Below are 15218 nucleotides of genomic sequence, written 5' to 3' on the forward strand. Positions count from 1 at the left end.
CATCCTGAGCCAGGATCAAACTCTCATATTTCTATCTTTCCTTGCCTACTGGCTTTTAATCAATCTTGGAATTGATTGGGTTTTATTTATCATACATTATTTTATTTTCAAAGAATCATTGTATCGCTGTCACGAAATGTATATTATCAAAATTCTAACAGAATGTCAACACTTTTTTTAAAAATTTTATAATAAAATTTTTTATCTTTTATATTTATACATTTTATGCTAAACTAACTACTATACTAATTCTATTAATATAAAATCATAGAAAGTTGGGAATGAGTTAATGAAAATACTGGTAGTTAGCGATAAAGAATCTCAATATATATGGGATTATTTTGATCGCGACCGTTTTAAAGATATTGATTTAATATTATCTAGTGGCGATTTAAAAGCCGAATATTTATCTTTTTTGGTTACTATGATTAAAGCTCCTTTATTTTATGTTCATGGTAATCATGATTCCCATTATACTATCAAAGAACCTTTAGGATGTATTAATATTGATGATCAAATAATTACTTATAAAAATATTCGAATTCTTGGATTGGGAGGTTCTCAATGCTACAATAATGGAATCTTTCAATATACAGAGAAACAAATGGAAAATCGTATTAAAAAACTAAAAAAAACTATAAAAAAACATAATGGATTTGATATTCTCCTTACTCACGCTCCTGTTTATGGTATTGGAGATGGTAAAGATTTATGTCATAGAGGCTTTAAAGCCTTTATTACTCTTTTGGATCAATATAATCCTAAATATCTCATTCACGGACACCAACATTTAAATTATGGAAGAAATAAAAGAATTCATCTTTATAAAAATACTTATATTATTAATGCTTATGAATATAGTATTATTGAATATCAAAATAACCCCTAATTATAACTAGGGGTTATTTTCTAACTCCTAACATTTCTGTTAGTGGGTCAAAAATATTTTCCTCATCATTCAATTTAGGAATCTCTCCTTCTACTCCATTTACAAACCAATTCATAGATAAAATTTGTTCATAAGTTGCCACTTCATCTTTAGGTATTCTTAAATTGTTATTTTGATCATAAATAGGACCTGTAAAAGGATTATATTCATTCTGAATAATCATTTTTTTCATAAGTTCAACTAAAGTTTGAATTTGAACAGGTACATGGGTTTTAGAATAAATAATATCAACCATTCCTGTATCCATTCCCCACCAAAAATTTACTAATTTAGGATTGGAGTTTAATACATCAAATACCATTTTCCAAGTTCCACTTAAAACATTTCTAAGTAGTTTTTCATAAAAAATTCCCCAATTCCATATTGGCATAGCAAAATGTGCTTTAGAAACAAATGAATTTTCATTATCTGAAGATTTTAATGAATATACTCCATATTCTTTTGAAGCATCTCCTGGATTAGGTAAATCATCATGAGATATTATATCTGCTCCTGAATTATTTAATACAATCCCAAAATTTTTAGATTTTTCAGGTTGATCCCATTTATGAGTCCAAACTACCTTTACTTTAGCATAAGGATTGACCATCTTAACTCCTAAAGCAAAAGCATTAATACCTGTTATAACTTCTGGAATTGGATATGTAGCAACATACCCTATAATATTTGTTTTAGTTAAAGCTCCTGCTATAATTCCTGTTAAAAATCTTGGCTCATGAATTCTCCCAAAATAAGTTCTTACATGTTTAAAAGAATGAGTTTCAGAACAATTTAAAAATTTTACATTTTGAAACTCTAATGCAGCTTTTAAAGTTGGAGTTATATATGTAGGGCTAGTAGTAAATATAATATCATAGTTTTGTTTTGCTAATTCTTTTAAATATTTATATGCTTGATTATTTTCCGGAACATTTTCTATATATGTCGTTGATATTTGATCTTTTAGTACATTTTCAACATGGAGTCTTCCTAAATTATGAGCATAAGTCCATCCAGAATTTTTAATAGTTTTTGCATATACAAAAGCAACTTTTAATTTTGATTTCTTTTTATATGTCATTAAATTGGTGATAGATGTTATAACATTTTTTTTAGGAATTTCAATTGTATCCGTTCTCACTTCAACAGACTCATTATGTGATAAAGCTTCTAACTCTACCATAAATTTTTTAATCCTATTTTTCAAAACTTCTTCTTTTATTTCATTTGGTATTCCATAAACTTTAATATATTCTAATATGGCATCACCAGTTGTTATATTTAGCTTATCACCCCCTAATTTATAATAAACTTCTCTAAATGGACGATAAAAATTCCCCATAAAATGTTTATATTTGTCATCATAAGTAGTTAATTTAGGCTCGTACTTATCTAGATATTTACCTAATTCTTTGAAACTATTTTCTTTTGAAAACCAAATTGAATTAATTCCTGTTTTTTTATTAAACTCAAGAAACTCATAATAAATATTTATAATAGGGTCCGTCTCATCTCTTTTAGGTATTAATCTAGTTACATTAGCAGACATTGCATAAGCATCACAATATTTTAATACACTAACCCTTTTATTCCCTTCCACAACATAAAACCAGTTTAAATATTCATAAACTTTAATAGGGTCTCTTATTCCTTCTTCCATATGAATACCATAAAGATTAGTCCATTTAGCTTTAAATTCTGTTTCTCCTGATATAAGAGGCATAAAATTACTAGCAAAGGCAATACTTCTAGAATGTGAATATGTACCAATAATTTTTTTAATAGGGATTTCAACTATTCCTAAATTAATTTCTGATGAAATTTCTGAATTCTTTATTATTCCATCTAGAGAAGGAAGATACCCAGACAGTCCCTTTGCAACATTTTTTGAATAACTAGCTTTTCCTAATTTGTAAGCATGTTGATAAGCTTCCTCTTTTTCTTGTGCATCCATAACATCACCTTCATTCATTTGTTTAATATTATTATATCTATTTTAAAACTAGTTTTAAAGTAAAAAAATGACATCAAAATAGATGCCATAAAAATATTTTTATGCCTTCATGTATTTTCTTTAATTAATATCTTCCTTCTTGCTCCTCTTCTGACTTACTCTTCTTCTGAATTTTCGTCTAAATCTTCTTCATCATTTTCTTCTGTTTCATTATAATCATTAAAATCATCATCTTCATAATCTTCTTCATCACAACAATAACATTTATCATTTCTTTTTATAAAATATATACTTCCAATAATTGCACTTAATAAAGAAAACACAATAAATATCCAAACAACGATTCTTTTTCTATTTCTTTTTCTTGATAAATTAATTAATACTTCTCTTATTTCATCTATATCTAAAGAAGTATCTTTTTTCCATTTTCCAAGCATATATTTTCTCCTTTCTTTTTTTATTTATTATACCATAAACTATAAAAAATTATATCTATATTTTATTTTTAATTTTTTATAATTTTTATAAAAAATTAGAGCTGATAGTATATAAACTTATCAGCTCTACTATAGCGGAGAGTCAGGGATTCGAACCCTGGGTACATTTTACATATACACTGGTTTTCGAGACCAGCTCCTTAAACCACTCGGACAACTCTCCAAATATTAAAATAAAGGTGTTATAATGGTATAATATAATTATACTATTGTCAAGTGTATGATTTTTTTAAATTTTTATATATTAATTATTTTATTTTATATTTAAAACTTCTGCAAGAATTTTTGCTAAAGGCTCCATAGCATTTTTAGCTTCTTCAAAAGTATTTGTATTAGCTCCTACTTCAACTAATAAAGATTTTGGTAGCATATGTAAACTATATCTATAGGGTTTAATATACAATTTCCTTGCAAAACCTGGATAAAGTTCATTAGCTTTTAATTGCATTTTTAAACTAAAAGCTAAATTTTCTTTTATAAAAGGATTAGGTAAACTTTCTATATCTTTCAATTCTCCATCTTGCATAATTTTACAAATACCATTTACAAACATAATTTTAGCAGTTGGTTTCCCATTGATTTGAGTTAATAACTTTCCCCCTTCTATTCCATCTCTATGTAAATCAATTGCTACTTCTATTGATGGATTTTCTTCTAAAATTTTTCTTATAGCTGGTTCCATTCTTTCATAACTTCCATTTCTCATTAATTTACCATCAACTACGTCATATTGTCCTTTATGATGTAAAACTCCAATACCATATTCTTCATGTAATATTCTAGCCAATTCCATTCCAAGCCCTATAACTCCTTCTTCTAAATTATCGGGATCACTATCAATAAAATTTTCTTGGGAATGGGTATGAAAAATAAGAATTTGAGGTTCATTTGTTTTCTTACTTATTGCCATATTTTCATTTAAAAGATTTAATACTGGTATATCTTCATAACTTAAATTTAAATTATTTTCAAAAGTATATAAAGTATTTTGTAAAAAATTTATATCTTGAAGTTGTGCTTGTGTGTATTCAAGCTTATTAATATCAAAAGGGTCTTCAAAAACATTTATATCATCATCTATATTATAAAATTCTTCATCATTTTGATTTATAATTTCATCTTGATTTTTATACTCTTTAAAAGTTCCCTCTACTTCTACTATATTTTGAATATATCCAATTGAATTATTAGATACATATTTCATATTAGGAATAATTTGCTCCAATACGGTATTAAGATTATTTAACTTTATATCTGTAAAAAACAAAATAATATTATTTATTAATATATCTAAGGTATGTCCACTATTTGAATATTCATCAACATACGGAATAGTTTCCTCTAATATTTTTTTATAAAACTCGTCGTCAATATTTTGTTTTTCTATGTATTGAGGAATTTTTTCTCTATTCTCTTTTAAATCAAAGGTAAAATTTAATTTATTATTATTTGTTATTACATATCGAGAAAATATTATAAATATTAAAAAAATGATTGCTATTTTTTTAGATTTTATTTTTTTTACATTTATAGTATGAATTCTTACCAATATACTGCCCCCCTACAATATCTTTTGTTTATTAATATATATATATTCTATTATGCTAAGGAGAATATTATGCTTTAATTGTTATATCTATTAATATCTTTTAAATCTATTCCTGGATGAAGAGCTATATTTAGTGCATTAGCAATTATATAAGCTAATCTATCTATTACTTCATCTATTTCTTTAGGTGTTACAAATAAATTCCCTACGTAAGGATTTAGTACTTCTTTAATTAAAACATATTTTTCTTCTTCATTTAACTTATTTAACATTTCATAAAAATTTGTACTAGGTGTGGCTTCTTGTAACATCGCTTCTATTAAATGATTCATTGTATCATTTACTAAAGTAGCTGCATCTACAACAGTCGGAACCCCTATAGCAATAACTGGAACTCCAAGTGTTTCTTTATTTAAACCTTTTCTTTTATTTCCAACTCCTGACCCAGGATGTACTCCTGTATCTGCAATTTGAATAGTTGTATTCACCCTACTAGTCTTTCTAGAAGCTAAAGCATCTATAGCTATAACTAAATCTGGTTTTATTTTTTTTACAATTCCTTGTATAATTTCACTAGTTTCTATTCCTGTTATTCCCATAACACCAGGAGAAATAGCACTGACTGGTCGAACTGATGCATCTATTTGTTTTGGAACATTTTCAAGTAAATGTCTTGTAACAAAAACTTTTGATATCACTTTAGGTCCTAAAGCATCAGGAGTTATATTCCAATTTCCTAATCCTACAATTAATATTACTTCATGTTCTTTTAAATTTTTAATTTTTACCAATTGTTTTGCCAAAATTTTAATAATTTCCTCATGAGCTTCTACATCATTTTCTTTCATTAAAGGACTTTCTACTGTAACATAATTTCCTATAGGTTTTCCCATTTGCTTTTCTCCTTCTTTATTTATTATTTCTACCCAAGTCACTGTTATTTTTTTTTCCTTTTGTTCTTCTACAGTTACTTTTACTCCTGGCACTTCAATATCTTGCTCTTTTCTTACCATTTCCCTAGTTTCTATAGCAAGGTCTGTACGAATGTTAAAATTAAATTTCTCTTTTGACATAACTCCATCTCCTTAATTAATTTGTTTTTATATTTAATAAATTATTTATTTTTAGGTTATTATATAAATAAAGAATTATTCTTTGTTTATATAATTATAAATATATTTTTTCCTGTGTTTTTTCATATATTCATTGACTTATTTATTATTTTCTATTAAAATATAACATGTTTGATTTGTTTAATATAATCTATTATTCCCCAGATAAAATAGTGTCTCGTCCATATTATTACTGTGAGGAGGTGTAAAATATGGCAAATATTAAATCTGCAAAGAAAAGAATTAAAGTAATAGAAAAAAGAACTTTAAGAAATCGTATAGTTAAATCTAAAGTTAAAACAGCTATAAAGAAAGTTATTGCATGTGTTAATGATAATAATCTTGAAGAAGCTAAAATTGCTTTAGCAAATGCTATGGCTGAAATAGATAAAGCTGCTTCTAAAGGAGTTTTCCATAAAAACACAGCTGCTAGAAAAAAATCAAGTTTAGCTAAACTTGTAAATAAAATAGGAGCATAATAAAACCACCCTTCTTAGGGTGGTTTTATTATTTACTATACTTAATAAGAAACATTTCAATTGCAATTTGCGGGTCTATTTTCCCAGTTTTTGAAGCTATATCTATTTCTAAACAATCTTTCATAGCCATTTTTAATTTTTTAATAGTAAAAAGTTTTGATTGTTTTATACAATCATTTACTACAAAAAAAGGTTGTTTTAAGTTTGTAGATATTTGTTTAGCATTAAACCCTTGCTCATAAAGATATTTTACTTGTAAAATTAATCTTATTTGTCTTGTAATCATTGTTAAAATTCTAATAGGGGGTTCTTTTAAAAATATGAGATTTGAATAAATTTCTAATGCTTTATCAATTTTTTTATATCCCATAGCTTTAAGAAGATCAAAAATATGTGCTTCTAAAGATTTAGTACATACATCTTCTATATCTTTTAAATTAATTTCATTTTTATCTTTTGCATATGATGATAATTTTTTTATTTCATTAGATAAGTTCTCCATAGAAGTTCCAACTATACGCAACATATATATAGAAGTTTTATTATCAATATCTTTATTATTTTTTTTAAATTCTCTTTTTATCCAAGTAATTAAATCAGATTCTTTAGGAGTTTCTAATGTAACTGCACAATTCATAGAATTAATTTTTTTAAATAATTTATTTCTTTTATCTACATGATCTTCTACAAATACTATACAAGTTGTATCAGGAATTTTATTTATAAAATTACATATAATCTCTGTATCATTTTTTCTTCCAACAGTAAATAATCCTGAGTTTTTTACAATAACTAACCTTTTTTCTGCCATAAAAGGTAATATTTCTGCACTCTCTATAATCTGATTAGCTGAAATTCCTTTCCCTTCTAAAATATCTGTATTCATTATATCAGAATTATTAAAAGTTAACTTTTTTTGTATTTCTTCTAAATAATATTTTTTTAAAAAAGATTCCTCCCCATATAATAAGTAAACAGGTAAAAATATATTTTTCTTTATTTGTTCGCTTAATTCTTTTATATTCATCTTTATTCCCTTCTATCATAGTATTTATTTTATAATTTTCTCCATTTGATTTTATTATTATTGCTCCACTATTTGCTGTAATTATAACAGGAATATTGTATTCTTTATATCTTTTTAATACCTCCTGATGAGGATGTCCATATCTATTATTTCTTCCACAACTTATAATTGCATTCTTAGGATTACTCCAATCTAAAAATTTTTCTGTAGAAGATGTGTTTGAACCATGATGAGGAACCTTTAAAAAATCACAAGTTATAGGTTGGTACGTATTTATTATACTATTTTCTTGCTCTTTTTCTATATCTCCTGTTAATAAAAAAGAATTATTTTTATATATAATTTGTAATACCATGGATATTTCATTCCAACTTTCTTTTTCATAAATTTTATTATTATCAAACTTTGGATATAAACAATATATACTTATGTCATCTATTGAAATTTTATCTCCTTGCTTTAATAAATAACAAGGAATTTGTAACTTTTTTAATTTTAATATAAATTCATGATATATTTCATCTTTCCCATTGTCTTTTACAGAAACAAATATATTTTTTATGTCCATGGTATCTAATAACCCTAAAAGCCCTATAAGATGATCTCTATCTGGATGAGTTAAAAAAATAGCATCAATTTGAGAAATTCCCTTATATCTAAAATATGGTAAAAGCACTTTTTTAGAATCTTTTTCTCCTCCATCTATTAATAAAGTTTTATTTTTATTAGTATGAATAACTATGGAATCTCCTTGTCCCACATCTAAAAATACCATCTCGAAATCATTTGGTTTAAATAAAGCACTTCCCAATAATAAAGTACATAAAAATAAAAAAACATATTTTATTTTTTTATTTAATTTATGTCGTTTTTTATAAAAAATATAGAAAACTATTCCTAAGCTAGTAATGTAATAAGATATTATAAATAAAATATTAGGACGCCCTATAATTATATTAGAATAAGGAATTTGTATAAATAATTTTGATATAAATTCATAAAAAATTAATATATAATGAACAATTCCTATGGTAAAATAAGCACCTGTTTCCCAAAAAAATCCTAAAACTCCTCCTATAAATCCAAATCCTACTACCAAAGAAGCTAAAGGAACAATAAAAAGATTTAATATAAACCCAACTATAGAAATATAATAAAAATGATACGATACTATTGGTAAAGTTGCAAGTCCTGCTCCCATAATAGGTGCTAAAATTTTTCTTAATATTTTAGGAATCCAATAAATTTTTTCAAAACATGGATCTATTAAAATTAATCCTAATACTGCTACAAAAGATAGTTGAAATCCTGCATCCCATAAATATAGAGGTTGCTTTATAAGAATTAAAAAAGCCGCCATAGTAACTGATGTATATACATCATAATTTCTCCTAATTAAATTACCTATTAATGCTATAGAAACCATTAATACAGCTCGTAAAGTTGAAATATTTAATCCTGTAAAAATATAATATGACCACAAAAATATTAAAATAAAAATCGTACTAATTTTATCTGGAATTCTTATATAATTAAATATTTTCCATAGAAATAAACTTAATATTGATATATGAAGTCCTGATATAGCTAAAATATGAGAAATACCCGCTTTTTGATACATTGTTTTTTGTTCTTCATCTAAAGTACTTTTTTCTCCAAGAAGCATAGCTTTCAATAAAGCAGATTGTTTTAATGGAAGAATACTATCATATATTTTATTAAATTTAAATTTCAATAAATATATACCATATTTAATATTTTTAGTTTCTGATTTTTTATCAATCAATTCTGAAAAGATTTTATATTCTATACCTCTTGTTTTCATATATAATTTTTCATTAAATCCACCAGGATTTCTAGGATAATTAAACTTTTCTATATTTCCTTTAATATGCAGTAAATCTCCCCATTTAATAGAAACAGGATTTTTAAAATATACTTTTAATTTTAAAGGTATTGTAAATACTTCATTTAGATAAATTATCTTCTTTGATTCTATAACACAGCTTATTTGATCGTTTGAATAATCTATATCATAGACATTCCCTATTACTTCTACACTATGATTTGTATTATTATTAATTAATAAATCTAAAGCAATATCTTTAGGCTTAGTACTTTCTCCTATATTAATATATCCTAATAATGTAATTATAGGAAATATTAATATCCCATTCCATCTATATTTTTTATATAAATAATATGTAAATAACATAATTAAACCAAAAAAGGGAATGGTACTACACAAGTACCATCCCCCTAAAATTCCTAATAAATACATTAAAAATATCCATATCATTGGCCGATGCATTTTAATCCTCCGACTTAATTAAATTTTCATCTCTTTCAAATGGTCCACTAAAATCATAATGTCCTTTAAATTCCTGTTGTTTTTCTCCTTCTATTAAAAATTGTACTTTTTTTACATTTGGAAGTTCTGTTAAAGAATTTACAATAGAATATATTGTAAGTGTTTCTCCTGTAGAACCTCCGCTATGTTTTGTTCTAAATTCATCACTTAAATCCACATAACAAATCCCATCTTTCGTTTCTATATCTTTAATAGTTGTTTCTGAAGGAATTGTAGGCAATAATTCTTCATTCATAGGACCTACAATTAATTGCTCTACTATATATTTTTCTAATGCAATATTAGGATTTACTTCTATCTCTCTTTCTTCTAATATTAATTTTTCTCCATTCTTATCAGCAAAATATAATTTAATGTTTTGTAAATTTAACTTACTAACTTCATCTGAGGGTCCTAAGACAATATCTTTTTCAGTCATAGCTCCAATAGGTTTTCCATCCACTCCTACCATAGCTTCTCCATCAATCATCATTTCCACTGAATCAATAAAGTCAAATTCTGTTAAAGTTTTAATTAAGGAAGCTCTAAATAACACCTGTTCTTGTGGAGATAAATTATTATAATCTAATGAAATATCTACTTTAGTAGTAGTTCCTTCTAGTACAATAGTTTTTATTTTAATACTTTGAGGAATAGAGGGCTTAAGACCAGATGTTTTAGGCATATTCTTTAATTCTTCAACTGCATATTTTATTAAATCTTTCTTATCACTAAAATCAACTGTACGTATTTCTTCTTTTAATTCGGAATTATCTCCATTTATAAAATATAATTTTACTTGCGTTACTTCCCCTTCATTTGAACTATTATTTATTATTTTAAAACTAATTAATAAAACTAATAAACTAATAGAAAAAATGATTAAAAATAATAACATTGGTTTTTGTTTAAATTTCATTTTATCACTTCCTACGAAAATTATTTTTTTACTATTTCATAATATGTAATATATCTTTTTTAATTATATCAAATATATATTACAAAACTATGAATTTTGTCTTAAAGGAAGTCTTACAATAAATTCTGCCCCCTCCCCTTCTTTACTGTTTACTTTAATACTTCCATGATGAAGTAAAACTGTTCTATAAGTAATAGATAATCCTAAACCTGTTCCTCCAGTTTCTCTATCTCTTGTTTTATCTACCCTATAAAAGCGATTAAATATTTTATCCTGTTCTTCTTCTGGAATTCCAATCCCTGTATCTATAACTTTTATAAAAGCATTCTGATGGTCTGCATCTAAAACTACTTTTACCATTCCATTTTCAGGAGTATATTTTATCCCATTTTCAACTAAATTTGATATTGCTAAAATAAGTTTCATTTCATCTACTTCTGCATATACATTTCTAAAACTTTCAAATATTAATTCAATATTTTTTTTACTAGCTAAAGGATGTAATCTTTTTAAAATCTTTTCTAATAAACTATTTAGATTTACATTTTGGACCATCATAGGTACTTCTTTTTGGTCTAATTTTACTAAAAATAAAAGGTCATTTACAATAGCTGTTAACCTATCAACTTCTGAATTTATATCTTTAAAAAATTCTTTATACATTTCTACAGGAACATTTTCTTGAAGCAGCAAAGATTCACTTAAAACTTTAATTGAACTTAAAGGAGTCTTTAATTCATGGGATACATTTGAAACAAATTCTTGTCTAGATTGGTCTACTTTTAATAATTTTTTTGTCATATGATTAAAAGCATTCCCTAACTCTGCTAACTCGTCTTTTCCTTTTATTTCAATTCGTTGGTCTAAATGTCCTTCTGTAATTTTTTGAATTACCCTAAGCATTTTTTTTAAAGGATTCGTTATAGCTCCTGAAGTAAAAAAACTAATAATTCCTATAACCATACTAATAAGAATAGTTAAAAGATATAATTGCTTTTTCAAAGTATTAAGAGTTTCCTTAACCATATCATCAATTGGAGCTGAAATCATAACTGCTCCTATTATTTCATTCTGATCTACAATAGAAGCTGCCGCATTAATAGTATTATCTTCTTGTTTTTCTGCAGTATCTTTCCCTTGTAAAGCTTGAAGAATTTCTTTTGAAACATGAGTTTTTTTATTATCATATACTTTTTCTGTTCTATTAGAATCATAAGCTTCGAATCCCTGTGCATCTACTACAATTACTCTAGCTTCTATTTCTTTACTTGTTTGTTCTATTTCATAATAAAATAATTCTCTTTTAGTATCATCTAATAAATATTTCCCTATAGCTATATGACCCGCTGTAACATTTGCTTGTCTAAGTAATTCTGCTTTTCTTTCTTCTATGTAATGATTTTCTAATTTTTTATATACTGCCGTAGAAAAAATCATTAGAGGCATAAAACTAGTAAGTACAAAAACAAATAGTATTTTCCAACGCAAGCTATAAAAATATTTTGTTTTAATCTTTAAAATAATAACCAACTCCCCATTTTGTATGAATATATTCAGGTTGACTAGGATTTTTCTCTATTTTTTCTCTTAATCTTCTAACATGAACATCCACTGTTCGTATATCTCCTGGATAATCATAACCCCAAATTGTATTTAAAAGACTTTCTCTACTATAAACTTTCCCGGGATTAGAAGCAAATAATTCTAACATGTCAAATTCTTTTGCTGTTAAATTTACTTCTTTGCCATTTATAAAAACCCTTCTGCTATTCATTTCTATTTCTAAACCATTAATTTTTAATTTTTTCTTATCATTTCCGTTTTCAATATGATTAACTCTTCTTAATATAGCTTTTATTCTTGCTTTTAATTCTAAAATATTAAAAGGTTTCGTAATATAGTCATCAGCTCCATATTCTAATCCCATAATTTTATCCATATCTTCTCCTTTAGCAGTTAACATAATAATAGGTACATCTGAAAATCCCCTTATTTGTTGACATACATTTAACCCATCTATTTTAGGCAACATAACATCTAATATTATTAAATCATAATTATTATTTTTAGCCTTTTCTAAAGCTTCTTCTCCATCATAAGCAGCATCTACAATTAAATTATCCTGTTCTAGACTAAACTTAATACCCTTTACAATTAATTTTTCATCATCTACAACAAGTACTTTATTTCCCATAATAAATATCTTCCTCCTTAATCAACAGTAATTTTATCTTTTATTTTCTCAAAGGTTTTTTCTCCTATCCTCGGAACATTTTTTATTTCTTCAATTGATGAAAAAGGTCCTTGAGAATTTCTATAATCTATAATATTTTGAGCAATAACAGAGCCTATTCCAGGTAAAGTTTGTAATTTTTCAGAAGAATCCGTATTAATGTTAATTAGTTGATTATTAGATTTTTTTATAGAATAATTATCTTCTTCTTTATTTTCTACTTTTAAAATAGATTTGTCAATTTCTTCTCCCTTTTTTGGAACATAAATTTTTTGTGAATCAAAAATTTTTTCTGCAAGATTTAATTGATTTAAGTCTGCTTCTTCTAAAGCTCCTCCAGCCATATTTATAACATCATTTATACGACTCCCAGCAGGTAAAGTATAAACATTTGGTTTCTTTACCGCTCCACAAATATAAACAACACAATTTGACTCTTTTTCTTGCTCTATTTCTTCTTTTTTAGATTCTATTTCTTCTTTTTCTTGCTCTATTTCTTCTTTTTTAAACTCAGGTTCTATAATGTTTAAATTATCTTCTGTAATTGATTGAATATTTTGAACTTCATTCAACAAAGGTTGTACATCTTTATCCTTATTATTAATGTATAAAATTCCACTTATTATAAATACTATTATAATGATTGAATAAAGTAAAGTTTCTTTTTTCATTCATATCCCCTTTCTTGTAAATAATATATTTTTTTTATTATTTTGATTAAAATCTAATTTTTTGTTATACTTAAATTTGCCACTATATAGAGAGGAGCTTAAATATGCATTTTTCCCATTATAGGGGTAAAAACTTTTCTTTTTTAATAGTTTTATTTTTTTACTTTGGTTTTGTGTTATATACACCATCTAAAATTTTTGCCCAAAATACACCAGTTATTCAATCTGATTCTGCTATTTTAATGGATGCTAAAACAGGCACCATTTTGTATGAAAAAAATATACATAAAAAACAATATCCAGCTAGTATAACTAAAATAATGACTGCTCTATTGGCAATAGAAAATGGAAATTTAGAAGATACTATTACTTTTTCAAAAAATGCTGTATATAGTATTGAATATGGAAGTAGTCATATCGGAATGCAAGAAGGAGAACAAATTACTTTAAAAGATGCTTTATATGGCATGTTTCTTATGTCTGCTAATGAGGTATCAAATGGAATTGCTGAATATATTGATGGTTCAATTGAGAATTTTGCAGAACATATGACTAAAAGAGCAGAAGAATTGGGAGCTCAAAATACAAATTTTGTTAATCCACACGGACTACATGATGAAAATCATTATACTACTGCCTATGATATGGCTTTAATTGCTAAAGAAGCCTTAAAATATGATGTTTTTCGTGAAATTATAGGCACTATCACATATACAATTCCTCCTACAAATATAGTAGATGAACCAAGATATTTAGCTAACCAACATAAGTTATTTAATAATAAAGCTTATCCTGAACTATATTATGAAGGATGTGAAGGTGGGAAAACTGGATTTACTAATGAAGCTAGGCATACTTTAGTAACTTATGCTAAAAGAGATGACCTAGAATTGATAGTAGTAGTTTTAAAATCCGAAAAACAAGCAATGTATGATGATACTAGAAATTTATTAGATTATGGATTTAATAATTTTAAGATGGTATCCATATTACAACAAGACCTACCTATAGGGAAAATTCCCATTATATCAGAAGAAAATGAACAAAAAAAATATCAAAACATTATAGAAGCATATCCTGAAACAGATTTTTCTTGTGTTTTACCTAAAAATTCTTCTAGTAAAGATATAATAAAAAAAATATCTATTCCAGAAGAAATAATTACTCCTATTGACGAAAATCAAATAATAGGAACATTAGATTTTATATTTCAAAACAAAATAATTGGTAGTGTTAATTTAATTGCAGGACAAAGTATAGAAACATTTAATACTTTTTCTAAAAGTACAATCGAAAATAATACAAATACAACTACTTATGGAAATAGATTTTTTCGTATACTTATTATGATATTATCTATTTTAGTTATACTTTGTATAGTATTTTTTGTCTTATTCTTAATAAATACTTATTTATCTAAATTGCAATATTAAATGCAACACTTATGTTTAGTAGAAATCATGCTTGATTTTAGGTGTTAAAGTATAAAATTAGCCTTA

13 protein-coding genes and 1 tRNA gene are annotated in these 15218 nt (G+C 25.5%); 3 read left to right on the forward strand and 11 right to left on the reverse strand.

Annotation, left to right across the window (positions count from 1 at the left end):
- The first annotated feature begins 289 nt into the window (after window positions 1-289).
- The gene (locus OM90_RS10810) at window positions 290-889 is read left to right on the forward strand and encodes a metallophosphoesterase family protein (protein ID WP_058486896.1); all 600 of its coding nucleotides are present in this window, start codon (window positions 290-292) and stop codon (window positions 887-889) included.
- A 13-nt stretch (window positions 890-902) separates the two neighbouring features.
- On the opposite strand, the gene OM90_RS10815 is transcribed toward OM90_RS10810, so the two are convergent.
- From OM90_RS10815 to gpr, 5 genes are all read right to left on the reverse strand, one after another.
- Window positions 903-2900, reverse strand: coding sequence for a BMP family ABC transporter substrate-binding protein (locus OM90_RS10815; RefSeq protein ID WP_242860899.1), 1998 nt, complete (start codon window positions 2898-2900; stop codon window positions 903-905).
- Window positions 2901-3037: 137 nt separating this feature from the next.
- Window positions 3038-3319: a hypothetical protein gene (locus OM90_RS10820; RefSeq protein ID WP_058486898.1), complete on the reverse strand. Its 282-nt coding sequence runs from the start codon at window positions 3317-3319 to the stop codon at window positions 3038-3040.
- A gap of 135 nt (window positions 3320-3454) precedes the next feature.
- Window positions 3455-3542: transfer RNA gene (locus OM90_RS10825), tRNA-Ser, on the reverse strand.
- 90 nt (window positions 3543-3632) lie between these two features.
- Window positions 3633-4928: a stage II sporulation protein P gene (gene spoIIP / locus OM90_RS10830; protein ID WP_058486899.1), complete on the reverse strand. Its 1296-nt coding sequence runs from the start codon at window positions 4926-4928 to the stop codon at window positions 3633-3635.
- Window positions 4929-5002: 74 nt separating this feature from the next.
- Window positions 5003-6001, reverse strand: a complete 999-nt coding sequence (gene gpr / locus OM90_RS10835; protein ID WP_058486900.1) for a GPR endopeptidase — start codon at window positions 5999-6001, stop codon at window positions 5003-5005.
- Between the two features lie 251 nt (window positions 6002-6252).
- Here gpr and rpsT point away from each other — a divergent pair, with 251 nt between their 5' ends.
- Entirely contained in the window at window positions 6253-6519 is a 267-nt protein-coding gene (rpsT, locus tag OM90_RS10840) for a 30S ribosomal protein S20 (RefSeq protein WP_058486901.1), read from the forward strand.
- A 28-nt stretch (window positions 6520-6547) separates the two neighbouring features.
- On the opposite strand, the gene holA is transcribed toward rpsT, so the two are convergent.
- The 6 genes from holA to OM90_RS12705 all read right to left on the reverse strand — a co-directional run bounded on the left by holA (window position 6548) and on the right by OM90_RS12705 (window position 13719).
- Entirely contained in the window at window positions 6548-7519 is a 972-nt protein-coding gene (gene holA / locus OM90_RS13235; RefSeq protein WP_242860900.1) for a DNA polymerase III subunit delta, read from the reverse strand.
- Window positions 7419-9857 (reverse strand): DNA internalization-related competence protein ComEC/Rec2, encoded by a 2439-nt coding sequence (locus OM90_RS10845; RefSeq protein WP_058486902.1) that lies wholly within the window; start codon window positions 9855-9857, stop codon window positions 7419-7421. The genes holA and OM90_RS10845 overlap by 101 nt, the downstream gene beginning before the upstream one ends.
- A gap of 1 nt (window position 9858) precedes the next feature.
- Window positions 9859-10815, reverse strand: coding sequence for a GerMN domain-containing protein (locus tag OM90_RS10850; protein WP_058486903.1), 957 nt, complete (start codon window positions 10813-10815; stop codon window positions 9859-9861).
- 87 nt (window positions 10816-10902) lie between these two features.
- The gene (locus tag OM90_RS10855; protein WP_084758046.1) at window positions 10903-12252 is read right to left on the reverse strand and encodes a sensor histidine kinase; all 1350 of its coding nucleotides are present in this window, start codon (window positions 12250-12252) and stop codon (window positions 10903-10905) included.
- Between the two features lie 70 nt (window positions 12253-12322).
- The gene (locus tag OM90_RS10860) at window positions 12323-13009 is read right to left on the reverse strand and encodes a response regulator transcription factor (protein WP_058486904.1); all 687 of its coding nucleotides are present in this window, start codon (window positions 13007-13009) and stop codon (window positions 12323-12325) included.
- Window positions 13010-13026: 17 nt separating this feature from the next.
- On the reverse strand, window positions 13027-13719 hold the full coding sequence (locus tag OM90_RS12705; protein ID WP_058486905.1) for a helix-hairpin-helix domain-containing protein: 693 nt from the start codon (window positions 13717-13719) through the stop codon (window positions 13027-13029).
- A 104-nt stretch (window positions 13720-13823) separates the two neighbouring features.
- On the opposite strand from OM90_RS12705, the gene OM90_RS10870 reads away from it, so the two are divergent.
- The gene (locus OM90_RS10870; protein WP_058486906.1) at window positions 13824-15152 is read left to right on the forward strand and encodes a D-alanyl-D-alanine carboxypeptidase family protein; all 1329 of its coding nucleotides are present in this window, start codon (window positions 13824-13826) and stop codon (window positions 15150-15152) included.
- Window positions 15153-15218: the final 66 nt, after the last annotated feature.

The organism is Defluviitalea phaphyphila (genome assembly GCF_001466305.1).
In the GTDB taxonomy this organism is placed as follows: Bacteria; Bacillota; Clostridia; order Lachnospirales; family Defluviitaleaceae; genus Defluviitalea_A; species Defluviitalea_A phaphyphila.